This window comes from Pseudomonas sp. MWU12-2020 (assembly GCF_023100605.1).
GTDB lineage: Bacteria > Pseudomonadota > Gammaproteobacteria > Pseudomonadales > Pseudomonadaceae > Aquipseudomonas > Aquipseudomonas fluorescens_H.
On sequence record NZ_JALMEX010000001.1, the window covers coordinates 574,558 to 587,847 of the forward strand.

Genomic DNA, 13,290 nt, shown 5'->3' on the forward strand with positions numbered 1-13,290 from the left:
ACCGATTTCGCGAGCAAGCCCGCTCCCACACTGGATTTGTGGCGTGCCCATGATCGTCGCCATCCGCAAAACCCTGTGGGAGCGTGGCTTGCCCGCTAAAGCGTCCGCACATTCAGCCTCACATTGCCTGACACACCGATTTCGCGAGCAGGCTCGCTCCCACACTGGATTTGTGGCGTGCCCATGATCGTCGCCATCCGCAAAACCCTGTGGGAGCGTGGCTTGCCCGCGAAGAGGCCGGCACATTTTGCAAACCCGCTGACTGACACACCGCCATCGCGAGCAGGCTCACTCCTACACGGATTCTGGTGAGTTTCAGGCTTCAAGAATGTTCTTGAAGCCACCAAAGATCATGCGCTGGCCATCAAACCCCATCGGGTTGACGTCCGGTTGCATGCGCGGATCTTCCATCATTTTTGCCATGCCGGCATCGCGGGTGGCCTTGTTGGGCCAGATCAGCCAGCCGGACGACACCGTCTCGCCCTCCTTGAGTTTTACCGCCATCGGGAATGACGTGACCTTGCCCTCCGGCACGTCATCGCCCCAGCACTGAACCACCTCTTTCGCTCCGTATTCCTTGAACAGTTTCGCGGCGATCTCACAGTGTTTTTTGTACTGTTCGCGATTGGCATTCGGCACAGGCGCTACAAAAATATCGATGTAAGCCATGATCACTCTCCTTGCACGTTGGGTTCGATCTGCTGGGTAGTCGATTCCGGCGGCCGCCATTCGACACGGTTGACGCCCAGTCCGACCGACGGTTGCTCTGCCCCGCCGAGGCTGCCTTCGACCTGCCCGGCGATATGCAGCGTACCGGCCATGACCCCGGTGGTCGGGTTCTGCAGCAGTTTCAGCCAGGCCTTGTCGAACGTGCTGCCCAGGCTGCTGCGAATCAGCGCTTCGCTGTCGGGCCGGTCACTGGCCTGGATGATCGCGCGGATGCCCGCCACTCCGATCGAGATCACCCCGCCGACCAGCTTGCCCGCCGCAGCCGCCACGGCACTGGCCGCCCCGCGCGGGGCCATCTCCGCTTCCATCCGCTGGCTGGCGCGCTTGGCGACCGGCGCCATGCCGGCGTCGGTTCCAGCGATGCCCTTGCTGCCGCCCTCGGTGTGAATCTTGTCGATCAGTGCGGCATACGCCGGCAGCGTGTTCAGCGGTTCGGTGCTGACGATCTGATACAGCGAAGCATCCCGTGCGGGCGGCGGCCCGAGGGCGATGGCCGGGACTTTCTGCAGGTGCCCGTAGAGCTGGGCCACCGGCACACCGTAACGCTGAGCGATGAGTGGCATTTGCTTGGCCATCAACTGCGCATAAAGCGCCGTGGCCTGACCAAGGATCGCGTCCGGATCGATCTCTACCGCCACCGGCGCCAGCACTCTTTTCTGATATTGCTCAAGCAGATAGGTCGCCAGGCGCTTGGTCGACGCATCCTGCTCGCCGCTGGCGCTGATGGTGTACCAACTGACTTTCATCGACAGCCATTCCTGGGTCCAGTAGCTGCTGAACCACGGAATGAAATTTTCTTCAGTTTGCTCATAGACGCGAATACGCCAATGTTCCATCGAACCTTGGGCAAACACCCTGACCTGCTCGGTGGACTGCTGCGAGGCGCTGACAATGTCGCGGTCGATTTGCTGCCAGGTGGCGGGTGAAACCACCACGGCCGGCGGCGTCACCGGAGCCCGCGCCGAGGAGGCGCAACCCGCCAGCAGCAACAGTGCGGCGACGCTCAGCGCACGCAGGTTCACGGTGGTGGAGTCCTTGAATGGAGGGAGACAGCATTGAGTATAGGTGTGTCAGTTTCCGGGGATGTTGGCTGTACCGCCGCCATCGCTGGCAAGCCAGCTCCCACAGAGTCCTTCAGTGAACATGAAGCCAATGAACACCCGAAAACCTGTGGGAGCTGGCTTGCCAGCGAAGAGGCCAGTCAATCCACTCCCTCTCTCAACCATCAACGCCGTCGATATTCACCATCGCCACGATTGCCTTCCACCCGCCAGCCGGCAGAGGCACGATTCACCCATCCGAGACGCAACGAGGAGTACCCATCATGATTCGCACCATCACCCTCTCCGTGAGCTTCCCGGTGTTCGGCAGCAACTACTACGACCAGCAGGTCGTCTCGCGCAAGACCCAAGCGCTGCTGTTCAACGAAGACTTCGACGATGTGCTGATGCCCGCCGCGAGCAATCACTTCAGCAATGAAGTGGTCGGCATCAACGATCAGTTCCGCTTTCTGAGCGACATACTCGCCACCCATTTGCTGGACCTCGAGGCCACCGCGCCTGCGCATTCCAGCGTCCGGGCGAGCGCTCACTTTTAATTGCCCTTCCCCTGCAGAAAATGCCGAAGGCTGCTTCTGCAGGGGCTTTTAATTCATGAGCCCTTCGCATAACTCTATAGCGAAAATCCGCAAAAACCTTTTCCTCTGATCATGGGTCAGTCTTGAAATGAGACTGGCAAACATGCCGGCGCGCCCGTTTGGGTCATTCAATACCCTGCCGCCTGATAGAGAGGAATTGAAGCATGACGCTTTCCAGACGCAAATTTCTGATCCTGGGCGCCGTAACGGCCGTGGCGTTTGCCATGCCGCCCTTCATCAGCCTCAAGGCCTATGCGGCCAATCTGGAGCAATCGGCCATGAGTAAAGTGACGATTCAAGTCAACGGTAAACCGCAATCCCTGGAAGTCGACAACCGCACCACCCTGCTCGACGCCCTGCGCGAACACCTGCACCTGACCGGCAGCAAGAAAGGCTGCGATCACGGCCAGTGCGGTGCCTGCACGGTGATCGCCGATGGGCGCCGAATCAATGCCTGCCTGACCCTGGCGGTGATGCAGGACGGCAGCGAAATCACCACCATCGAAGGCCTCGGCATGCCCGACGCACTGCATCCGATGCAGGCCGCGTTCATCAAGCACGACGGTTACCAGTGCGGCTATTGCACGCCGGGGCAGATCTGTTCGGCGGTGGCAGTGCTCAAGGAAATTCGCGATGGCATTCCCAGCCACGTCAGCCCGAGCCTGACCGAAGCCCCACAACTGATCGCCAGCGAATTCCAGGAGCGCATGAGCGGCAACATCTGCCGTTGCGGCGCCTACTCGAACATCATCGAAGCGATCACTGAAGTCGCGGAGGTGCCGGCATGAGAGCCTTCAATTACAGCCGCGCCGACTCCCCCGCCGCAGCCGCTGCACTGGCGGCACAGGTCGAAGGCGCGAAGTTCATCGCCGGCGGCACCAACCTGCTGGACCTGATGAAACTCGACATCGAAACTCCGCCGCACCTGATCGACATCAACCACCTGGGCCTCGACCAGATCGAAGCCACCGCCGAGGGCGGCTTGCGCATCGGCGCGCTGGTGCGCAACACCGATCTGGCCGCCGACACCCGCGTGCGCAAGGACTACGCCCTGCTCTCTCGCGCCTTGCTCGCCGGGGCCTCTGGCCAGTTGCGCAACATGGCGAGCACCGCCGGCAACCTGCTGCAACGCACCCGTTGCCCGTACTTCTATGACGTCAATCAGGCCTGCAACAAACGCCAACCCGGCGGCAGTGGCTGCGCGGCGATTGGCGGGGTCAGTCGGCAACTGGGGCTGATCGGTGTCAGCGACGCCTGCATCGCCACCCACCCGAGCGACATGGCGATTGCGATGCGCGCTCTCGATGCACAGATTGAAACGGTCAAACCCGACGGCAGCACGCGCAGCATCGCCATCGCCGATTTTCATCAGTTGCCGGGCAACACGCCGAACATCGAAACCAGCCTCACGCCCGGCGAGTTCATCACTTCGGTAACCCTGCCCGCCCCGGTTGGCGGCACGCACATTTATCACAAGGTGCGCGATCGCTCCTCCTATGCCTTTGCGCTGGTGTCGGTCGGTCTGATCCTGCACAAGGACGGCAGCGGCCGTGTGGCGGTGGGTGGCATCGCGCCGAAACCGTGGCGGGTCGAAGCCGCCGAAGCATTGCTGCCTAAAGGCGCAAAAGCCGTCAGCGAACGCCTGCTCGACGGCGCCACGCCGACCCACGACAACCAATTCAAACTGACCCTGGTCGAGCGCACGCTCGGCTCGGTGTTGGCGCAAGCGAGGGACGAGGCATGAAATTCGACACGCCCGCCACCACCAATCCGATCGACCAGTTGAAGGTGATCGGCAAACCCACCGACCGCGTTGAAGGCCCGCTGAAAACCAGCGGTCAGGCACCTTATGCCTATGAGCAGCACGAGGCCGTGGCGAATCAGGCTTACGGTTTCATGGTCGGCTCGGCCATCGCCAAAGGCCACATCAGCCATATCGACCTCGACGCTGCCGAAGCCGCGCCCGGCGTGCTGGCTATCGTCACCGCCGCGAATGCCGGCAAGCTCGGCAAAGGCAAATACAACTCGGCGCCGCTGCTCGCCGATTCCGAGGTGCAGCACTATCACCAGGCTGTGGCACTGGTGGTCGCCGAGACGTTCGAACAGGCCCGCGCCGCAGCGCAACTGGTCAAGGTCGACTATGTCACGGCCAAAGGCGAATTCGAGCTGGCCAACGTGCGCGACCAAGGTGTCGAAGACGACGAGTTGCCCGACGTCACCCACGGCGATTTCGACTCGGCCTTCGCCGCCGCGCCGGTGCAGTTCGACCAGACCTACACCACACCCGACCAGTCCCACGCGATGATGGAACCGCATGCGACCCTTGCCGCGTGGAAAGGTGATCAACTGACCTTGTGGACGTCCAACCAGATGATCGCCTGGAGCGTCGGCGACATCGCCACCACCCTCGGCCTGCCCAAGGAAAACGTGCGCCTGATCTCGCCGTACATCGGCGGTGGCTTCGGCGGCAAACTGTTCATTCGTGCGGACGCAATTCTTGCCGCCCTCGGTGCGCGCCTAGCCAATCGCCCGGTGAAAGTCGCCCTCGCCCGCCCGCAAATGGCCAACAACACCACCCACCGCCCGGCCACGATCCAGCGCATTCGACTGGGCGCGACGGCGGACGGCAAGCTCAGCGCCATCGCCCACGAAGGCTGGTCGGGCAACCTCAAGGACGGCAAGGTTGAAGTCGCCGCGCAACCGAGCCAGTTACTTTATGCCGGAGAAAATCGCCGGGTGACCATGCGCCGGGCGCCACTGGATCTGCCCGAGGGCAACTCCATGCGCGCGCCGGGTGAAGCACCGGGGCTGATGGCGCTGGAAATCGCCATGGACGAGATGGCCGAGCAGCTCAAGCTCGACCCGATCCAGTTCCGCATCCTCAACGACACGCAGGTCGATCCAGTGAAAACCGAGCGCCCGTTCTCCCAGCGCCGACTGATCGAATGCCTGCAGACCGGCGCGGAAAAATTCGCCTGGAACCAGCGCAACGCCACACCCGGCAGCCGTCGCGAAGGTCGCTGGCTGATCGGCATGGGCGTCGCGGCAGCGATCCGCAATAACCTGTTGCTCAAGTCCGGCGCGCGGGTGCGGCTGGAGCACGATGGCAAGGTCTCGGTGGAAACCGACATGACCGATATCGGCACCGGCAGCTACACCATCATCGCCCAGACGGCCGCCGAGATGATGGGCGTGCCGCTGGCGGATGTGACCGTGCGTCTGGGCGATTCAACCTTCCCGGTGTCATCCGGCTCCGGCGGCCAGTTCGGCGCCAACTGCTCGACCGCCGGGGTCTACGCCGCGTGCATGAAACTGCGTGAAGCAGTGGCGACGAAGCTGGGCATGACCGGGGGTGACGTCGAGTTCGCCGACGGCCAGGTAAGCGCCGCCGGCAAGACCCTGCCGCTGCGTGATGCCGCAAAAAATGGTGCCGTCGAGGCTGAGGACAGCATAGAGTTCGCCGACCTTGCCAAGCAGTATCAACAGTCGACTTTTGGCGCGCATTTCGTCGAAGTCGCGGTGGATGCTGCTACCGGTGAAGTCCGCGTGCGACGCATGCTTGCGGTGTGCGCGGCGGGACGGATTCTCAATCCGAAAGCCGCGCGCAGCCAGGTAATCGGGGCGATGACCATGGGCGTTGGCGCAGCGTTGATGGAGGAGCTGGCGGTGGACAAGCGCCTGGGCTTTTTCGTCAATCACGATCTGGCCGGATACGAGGTGCCGGTGCATGCCGACATCCCGCATCAAGAGGTGATTTTCCTCGACGAGACCGACCCGATTTCTTCACCGATGAAAGCCAAGGGCGTGGGAGAACTGGGGATTTGTGGTGTGAGCGCGGCGGTGGCGAATGCGATCTACAACGCCACCGGGGCGCGGGTGCGCGAGTATCCGATTACGCTGGACAAGATCCTCTCTTCGTTGCCGCCGATGATCTGAAGCAACTGCACAGAATCGCCCCTCCCTGCGCAGAGAGGGGCGTTCTCCATCACCAGCGATACGTCGCCGATGCCACTGCGGTGCGCGGATTGCCATACAGGCAACGGGTCGCGTCGTAGCAACCGGAGATGTAGTCGTCGTTGGTCAGGTTGGTGACGTTCAGCGCCAGTTTCCACGGCCCGGTCACATAGTGCGCCGAGGCATCGAACACGGTGTACGACGGGATGTTCAGCGAGTTGTCCGCCGCTCCCGGATTGCGTCCGACATAACGTACCCCAGCGCCCAGACCGAAGTTCTTCAACCAGCCGTCATGGAAGGTGTAGTCGCCCCACAGCGACGCCATGTTGCGCGGGATCGGGATGAACGTCGGGGTCTTGCCTTCGCTGACGTCATTGGCCTTGGTGATCTTCACGTCCTGATAGGTGTAACTGGCGATCACGTCCAGCTCACGGCTCAGGCTGGCCGTGCCTTCCAGCTCGAAACCACGGGAGCGGATTTCACCGGTCTGCACCGAGTAATTCGGGTTGACCGGGCCGGGCGTCAGCACGTTGGTCTGGGTGATCTGGAACACTGCGGCGGTCACCGAAGCGTTGGTGTCCTTGGGCGCGAACTTGATCCCGGCTTCGTACTGCTTGGCCTCGGTGGGGTCGAACGGTTTGCCGTTGGCATCCAGACCGGCGTTAGGGGTGAACGCAGTGGAGTAACTGACGTACGGCGCCAGGCCGTTGTCCGCCAGATACACCAGACCGGCACGGCCGCTGAAGGCTTCATCTTTCTGGTTGGTCGTGGTGTGTGCCAGATGATCCTGGGTTTCGCTGGTGGCCCAGTCATAGCGACCGCTGAGGGTCAGGCGCCAGTGGTCGTCGAATTTCAACTGATCCTGCAGGTACAGACCGGTCTGATTCAAAGTCGAATCGATATTACTCGGGTAACTTTTATCCGGGTCGTTGAACACCGAACGGTCGAACGGCATGAATACCGGGTTATACGCATTGACCGGTGCCGCGAGGGCATAGACCTCTTTATCGGTGGCATCCTGATGCTGGTAATCCAGACCCAGCAGCACCGTGTGATCGATGCCGCCAACGCTGAAATCGGCCTGCGCCTGATTGTCCACGGTCCAGCGTTTGTAGGTGAAGTCGGCGATGCCGGCCCAACGGTCGATGGTCGTCAGCGAGCCTTCCTGGAAGCCGCCGCCGTAGATCATGTTGTCGTTCAGATCGAGGTGCGAATAACGCAGATTCTGCCGCACTTGCCAGGTGTCGCTCAGGCGTTTGGAGAATTCATAACCGAATGAGTACTGGCGCTTTTCGTACTTCTGGAAGTCTTTGTCGGCCTCGAAGATGTTGCGCTTGATGTGGCCGTTGGGGTTGTAGTCGATGGTGCCAGCCGACGGATAGAAACCGTCTCCGGAGTTGCTGTCGTCGTACAGATAACTGGCCAGCAAGGTGAAGCGGGTGTCGTCGTCCGGCGCGAAGGTAATCGACGGCGCCAGCGCCTGGCGTTTGTCCTGCCACGGGGTGTCCTTGATGTCCTGATCGCGCAGCACGCCGACCATGCGGTACGACCACACGCCCTGATCGTCGAGCGGGCCGGTGCTGTCGAAGTTGATCTGCTTGCGCGCATCGGTGCCGTACTGCACGCCGACTTCGTTGGCTGCCACCGCGCTCGGACGCTTGGACACCTGGTTGATCACGCCACCAGGATCACCTTGCCCGTAGAGCACGCCGGCCGGGCCACGCAGCACTTCAACGCGTTCGAGCATGTACGGATCGACCATCCAGCTCGCCAGGTTGATGGTGGTCGGCAGTTGCAGGCTGTCGAGGTAAGTGGTCGGCGAGAAACCGCGAATCACTGTGTACCAGTCCGAACGATTGTTGGCGCCATAGCTCGACACGCCCGGGGTGTAACGCAACGCTTCGTTCACCGACTGCACGCCTTGCGCTTCCATTCGCTCGCGGGTGATGACCGAAATCGATTGCGGGGTTTCGTGGATCGGCGTGCCGGTCTTGGTCGCGCTGATGCTGTTCTGCGCGACGTAGCCGTCAACCGGCCCGAACGGTCCATCGACCACTTCCGGCGCACTGATCGACAGACTGTCGAGTTGCACCTGGCCGGCCCCCGACGGCAATGCCTGCAAGCGGTAAGTCGAACCGACCTGCACGGCTTCCAGACCGCTGCCACTGAGCAGCCGCGCCAGCGCCATTTCCAGGGTGTAGCGACCGTTCAGGCCCGGGGTCTGCTTGCCACGGGTCAGCGCCGGATCGAACGCCTGCGCCACCCCAGCCTGCTCGGCCAACGTACTCAGAGCCACGCTCAGGTCACCGGCCGGCACCGCGAAGCTTTGCACGCGGCTCTGGGCGATACTGGCGTCGTCAGCGACCGCCGGCAGCGCGGCACCAGCGAGAAAGATCGGAAACAGCGCGGCAGCGAGTGGATGCAGCCGGACAACGGGGCGGGTCATGGGTGGATTCCTGGAAGTTGTTTTGGTTTCTCAGGCCATGACGGGTGAGTTCGGGAAAGGGACAGTGGACCGTTGATTTATTTTTTCAGACCACCGAAATCCACTGTAGGCGTGAGCCTGCAGGTTTTGTATCGGGTTCAGGATTCGGGTTTGATCAACACCAGCCAATCGGTAAAACGCTGCACGCGGATCGGCAGGTTGGTCTGCAAGGCCGCCAGCGCCGCGTTGCTGTCACCGAGCGGAAACGAACCCGACACTCGCAGTCCGGCCAGCGCCTGCCGATCAAAATGCATGACGCCCGAGCGATATCGCGCCAGCTCATCAAGCACTTCCACCAACGGACGGTCGTCAACCTTGAGCACGCCGCGTGTCCAGCTCGCCGGGTCGCTATGGCCCAGTGACGTCGGGCTGTCGACATGGTCGGCAAACACCGTGGCCTGCTGACCGGCCGCGACACGCACAGCGTTCTCCGGATGCTCGACCGGGCGTGCGGCAATCGCCGATTCCAGTACGGTAACCCGGGTCTGCCCGGCTTCGCGACGCACCAGAAACTGTGTGCCAAGTGCTGTCACGGTGCCGTGCTCGGTGCGCACCACGAATGGCCGCTGCGGGTCCTTCGCCACCTCGACCCACAGTTCGCCGCGCTTGAGATCGATCAGCCGTTGCTGGCCGTCGAAATGCAGGTCCACCGCCGAGTCGCTGTTGAGCTTCAAATGACTGTGATCGGCCAGCATCAAATCGCGCCGCTCGCCCACGGCAGTACGTTGGTCCGCCAGCCACACCGGCCCCTGCCGCACGCCTTGCCACGCCACGCTTGCGGCGATCAGCACAGCCAGGCACGTGCCGGTGCGGCGCAGGGTGCTGCCGCGTTTCGATGTCAGCACCCGGTCAAGGGTCTTGCGCGCGCGGCCCTTGGGCAAGCCGTCAAAACGCCCCCATAACAACGCCAGGCGTGACGCCGCCAGCGCATGACTCGGGTCGGCCTCACGCCATTGGGCGAACGCCTGACGCTGCTGCTCACTGGCCTCGCCGGAATGCAGCAGCGACAGCCATTGCGCCGCTGCGACCACCGTTTCATGACTCGGCTCCGACCCGCTGATCACGGCGCACCGCCATACAACGCGACATAGCAATGCACCATGACCTGAGCGATGTACTGCTTGATCATGCTTTTTGATACGCCGAGATGTTCGGCAATTTCGGCGTGGCTCCAGCCATCCAGGCGATTGAGCAGAAACGCCCGGCGCGGTTTCTCCGCCAGACCTTCGAGCAGACGCGCGATGGATTCGAGCAATTCGATGATCTGATGGAAATCTTCCGGGCTGATCGCCGCCGCGTCTTCGCTTTCATGCGCGAGCACCGCCAGATACGCCCGCTCCAGCTTGCGCCGGCGCTCGCCATCGATCAGCAGACGAATTGCCGTGGTCGTCAGGAAGGCCCGTGGCTCCTGCAAACGCTCGGGCTCGGCGAGAGTCAGCACACGGATAAAGGTGTCCTGCGCCAGATCCGCCGCCCGTTGCGAACAACCGAGCTTTTTGCGCAGCCAGTTCTGCAACCAGCCGTGATGGTCGCTGTAAAGCAACGACAGCAACTGATTGCGCGGGGATTGGGCGGAAGGAAAATCAGCGGGCACAGCGGCATCCTGGAGGGGGGCAACCTACATGAATGCGAATATATTTCATTTGGTAACAAGTGTCACTACGCACGAAAAACGCTAGCGCACTTGCATGGGGTACTAGAGGTCAGGGCGTCATTCCGCTTTCTGATACTGCGCATCAGTGACCTGCTCCATCCAGTCCACCACCTTGCCATCGAGCACTTCGGCGATCGCTATATGGGTCATCGCGGTATGCGCCGCAGCGCCGTGCCAATGCTTGACACCGGGAGCGATCCATACGGTATCGCCAGGGCGAATCTGCCGAACCGGCTGACCCCACTCCTGTACAAAACCGGCGCCGGCGGTGACGATCAACGTCTGCCCCAATGGATGGGTGTGCCACGCCGTTCGCGCGCCCGGCTCGAAGGTCACCGTGGCGCCGCTGACGCGGGCGGCATCGCTGCCCTTGAATGGCGCATCGACACGCACCGTGCCGGTGAACCAGTCTGCCGGGCCCTTGGCCGAGGGCTGAGAACCGTTGGCGGTGACGATTACACGTGGGACCTGCGCAGTTGCAATTGAATTCATCACAAGACTCCAAAGTTGTACGAGAGCTCCTACAGGGAACTTGCGTCACTTTAACGAGCCAGACTCTTCAGATAATCGACTAGAATTCGAAAAAACTTATGCAGGACACTCATCAATGCTTCGAGAAAACGCCAGTGACCTGCTCGCCTTCCTCGCCGTGGCCCGCGAGCGCAGTTTCACCAAAGCCGCGGCCAGACTCGGCGTTTCGCAATCGGCGCTCAGCCATACCATCCGCGCCCTCGAAGCGCGCCTGGGCCTGCGCCTGCTGACCCGCACCACGCGCAGCGTCTCCCCGACCGAGGCCGGCGAACATCTGCTGCAGACCATCGGTCCGCGCTTCGAAGAGATCGAACTGGAACTGGCCGCCCTGAGCAACCTGCGCGAAACCCCGGCAGGCCGGATCCGTATCAGCGCCACCGACCATTCGCTGAACTGGTTGCTGCGTCCGGTGCTCAAGGAATTTCTGCCCAAGTATCCGGACATCTCCGTCGAGGTGTGCTGCGACTATGGCTTTGTCGACATCGCCGGGCAAGGCTTTGACGCCGGCGTGCGCCTGGGCGAAGACGTGGCACAAGGCATGATCGCCACCCGCATCGGCCCCGACATGCGCATGGCGGTGGTCGGCTCGCCGGCCTACTTCACCCAGCGTGAAAAGCCGCAAACACCGCGTGACCTCACCGCGCACGCCTGCAATAACCTGCGCCTGCCCACCAACGGCGGGCTGTACCCCTGGGAGTTCGAGAAGGACGGCGAAAGCCTCAAGGTGCGGGTCTCCGGGCAAGTCACCCTCAACGGCGTCTACCCGCTGCTCGACGCCGCACTGGACGGTTTTGGTCTGAGCTACATCCCGGAAAACATCGTCGCTCCGTATCTCGCCGACGGGCGTCTGCTGCAAGTGCTGGCAGACTGGTGCCCGACCTTCGCCGGTTATCACCTGTACTACCCGAGCCGACGGCAGGCGGCGCCGGCGTTTGCGTTGTTGGTGGAGGTGCTGCGGTATCGCGGCTGAGTTCACCACAGCGCTTTGGTGTAGGTGATGAGGATCCGGGTTTCATCGGCATCGCGGCTGAACGACGAGCGATAAGTCGCATTGCGCAAACGCAAGGCAACGTCCTTGAACGTGCCGCTCTGGATCACGTACTTGACCTCGGTATTGCGTTCCCATTCCTGGCCGGTCTTGCCGGCCACTTGCGCATGATCGGCATCGATGTAGCGGCTCATGAAAGTCAGGCCGGGAATGCCCAAGCGCTCGAAATCGAAGTCATAACGCACTTGCCACGAGCGCTCCTTCGCTTCGGCGAAATCGCCGATCTGCGCATAGTTGACCAGGTAAGCATCGCTGCCTTCGACATAAGGAAACGCGCTGTCGCCGAGCATCGCCTGATAGCCGACGCTGACCTTGTGCCCGCCCGCGGCGTAACCGATCAGGCCGTTGAGCGACTGATTGCGGATCTTCCCGGCCTTGGCCGCGCCCTGGCTCTCGCTGGAGAAAAACCGCAGGTCGCTGCTCACCGTGCCGCCGGCCATGGGCCGCGTATCGGTGAGACCGACGAAGTGTTGATCGTAGACATCGCTCAGCGACGCGTAGTGATAACTGACCTTGAGGTTGTCGTTCACCTGCCGATCCACGCCGACCAGATTCAGGTGCGCGCCCTGGGCATTGGTGACGAAGCGGTTGTTCTTGTTGTTCAGCGCAATCGGCTCGTAGCTGGTGTCATTGCGCCCCTTGACCCGATCCAGTTGCCCCGCCGTCAGCACCACACCCGGCAGATCCTGCGAGATCACCATCGCACCCCGAAACGACTGCGGCAGGATCATCCCGTCCTGCGGGCGCAGTGTCGGCAGGACCGGGATCAACGACCCGGCCTTCAGCTCGGTTTTGGCGATTTTGACCTTGGCCGTCACTCCCAATTTGCCGTACTCACTGGCTGCGCGCCCATCACTGCGCACCGGCAACAAACCGCTGCCGGCGCGATCGGGACTGGAATCCAGACGCACACCAACCATGCCCAGCAGGTCGACCCCAAACCCCACCAACCCCGGCGTATACCCGGACTCGAACTTGAGCATCAGGCCCTGTGCCCACTCCTCGCGTTTTGATTGCAGGGTTGATGGGCCATCACGGAAATCCCGATTGAAGTAGACATTGCGGGTTTCGAACGACGCATGAGAATCGGCGAAAAAATCCGCGTGAGCTCCGTTGCTGAAACGTGCCAGCAGCAATGCGCCGGCCAGGGTCGACAATCCATTGCGCATCCCCGAATGAATGAATGCAGTCACGGCGACACCTATGAAGTTGTTCGTAGAAGACTCAGGCAAACCCGTATCCCCCTGTGGGAG

Annotated in this window: 12 protein-coding genes; 5 read left to right on the forward strand and 7 right to left on the reverse strand. The window is 62.1% G+C overall.

The genetic code is table 11. The annotated features are described in order from the left end of the window. Positions 1-315: 315 nt before the first annotated feature. Positions 316-669: a DUF1428 domain-containing protein gene (locus M0814_RS02735; protein ID WP_103484835.1), complete on the reverse strand. Its 354-nt coding sequence runs from the start codon at positions 667-669 to the stop codon at positions 316-318. A 2-nt stretch (positions 670-671) separates the two neighbouring features. Next, a complete protein-coding gene (locus tag M0814_RS02740) occupies positions 672-1,751 on the reverse strand; it encodes a hypothetical protein (RefSeq protein WP_103484836.1) in 1,080 nt (359 codons plus the stop codon). A 302-nt stretch (positions 1,752-2,053) separates the two neighbouring features. On the opposite strand from M0814_RS02740, the gene M0814_RS02745 reads away from it, so the two are divergent. The 4 genes from M0814_RS02745 (at position 2,054) to paoC (ending at position 6,301) form a co-directional block, all read left to right on the forward strand. Next, positions 2,054-2,326: a hypothetical protein gene (locus tag M0814_RS02745; RefSeq protein ID WP_003226119.1), complete on the forward strand. Its 273-nt coding sequence runs from the start codon at positions 2,054-2,056 to the stop codon at positions 2,324-2,326. Positions 2,327-2,529: 203 nt separating this feature from the next. Next, positions 2,530-3,153 (forward strand): aldehyde dehydrogenase iron-sulfur subunit PaoA, encoded by a 624-nt coding sequence (gene paoA / locus M0814_RS02750; RefSeq protein WP_103484837.1) that lies wholly within the window; start codon positions 2,530-2,532, stop codon positions 3,151-3,153. Beyond that, positions 3,150-4,109: a xanthine dehydrogenase family protein subunit M gene (locus M0814_RS02755; RefSeq protein ID WP_103484838.1), complete on the forward strand. Its 960-nt coding sequence runs from the start codon at positions 3,150-3,152 to the stop codon at positions 4,107-4,109. The genes paoA and M0814_RS02755 overlap by 4 nt, the downstream gene beginning before the upstream one ends. Continuing rightward, positions 4,106-6,301: an aldehyde oxidoreductase molybdenum-binding subunit PaoC gene (paoC, locus tag M0814_RS02760; RefSeq protein ID WP_103484839.1), complete on the forward strand. Its 2,196-nt coding sequence runs from the start codon at positions 4,106-4,108 to the stop codon at positions 6,299-6,301. The genes M0814_RS02755 and paoC overlap by 4 nt, the downstream gene beginning before the upstream one ends. Positions 6,302-6,350: 49 nt before the next feature. Here paoC and M0814_RS02765 read toward each other — a convergent pair whose 3' ends face one another. The 4 genes from M0814_RS02765 to M0814_RS02780 form a co-directional block, all read right to left on the reverse strand. Then, a complete protein-coding gene (locus tag M0814_RS02765; protein ID WP_103484840.1) occupies positions 6,351-8,765 on the reverse strand; it encodes a TonB-dependent siderophore receptor in 2,415 nt (804 codons plus the stop codon). Between the two features lie 137 nt (positions 8,766-8,902). Further along, positions 8,903-9,865 carry a FecR family protein gene (locus M0814_RS02770; protein WP_177434726.1) on the reverse strand — a complete coding sequence of 321 codons (963 nt, stop codon included), beginning with the start codon at positions 9,863-9,865 and terminating at the stop codon, positions 8,903-8,905. After that, complete coding sequence (locus tag M0814_RS02775; RefSeq protein ID WP_003226129.1) at positions 9,865-10,398, reverse strand: sigma-70 family RNA polymerase sigma factor; 534 nt, start codon at positions 10,396-10,398, stop codon at positions 9,865-9,867. The genes M0814_RS02770 and M0814_RS02775 overlap by 1 nt, the downstream gene beginning before the upstream one ends. Before the next feature lie 117 nt (positions 10,399-10,515). Further along, on the reverse strand, positions 10,516-10,950 hold the full coding sequence (locus M0814_RS02780; RefSeq protein WP_103484842.1) for a cupin domain-containing protein: 435 nt from the start codon (positions 10,948-10,950) through the stop codon (positions 10,516-10,518). 115 nt (positions 10,951-11,065) lie between these two features. Here M0814_RS02780 and M0814_RS02785 point away from each other — a divergent pair, with 115 nt between their 5' ends. Continuing rightward, positions 11,066-11,959 (forward strand): LysR family transcriptional regulator, encoded by an 894-nt coding sequence (locus M0814_RS02785; protein WP_103484843.1) that lies wholly within the window; start codon positions 11,066-11,068, stop codon positions 11,957-11,959. Between the two features lie 2 nt (positions 11,960-11,961). Here the strand turns inward: M0814_RS02785 and M0814_RS02790 are convergent, their stop codons facing one another. Beyond that, positions 11,962-13,206, reverse strand: a complete 1,245-nt coding sequence (locus M0814_RS02790; RefSeq protein ID WP_103484844.1) for an OprD family porin — start codon at positions 13,204-13,206, stop codon at positions 11,962-11,964. Positions 13,207-13,290 lie beyond the last annotated feature (84 nt).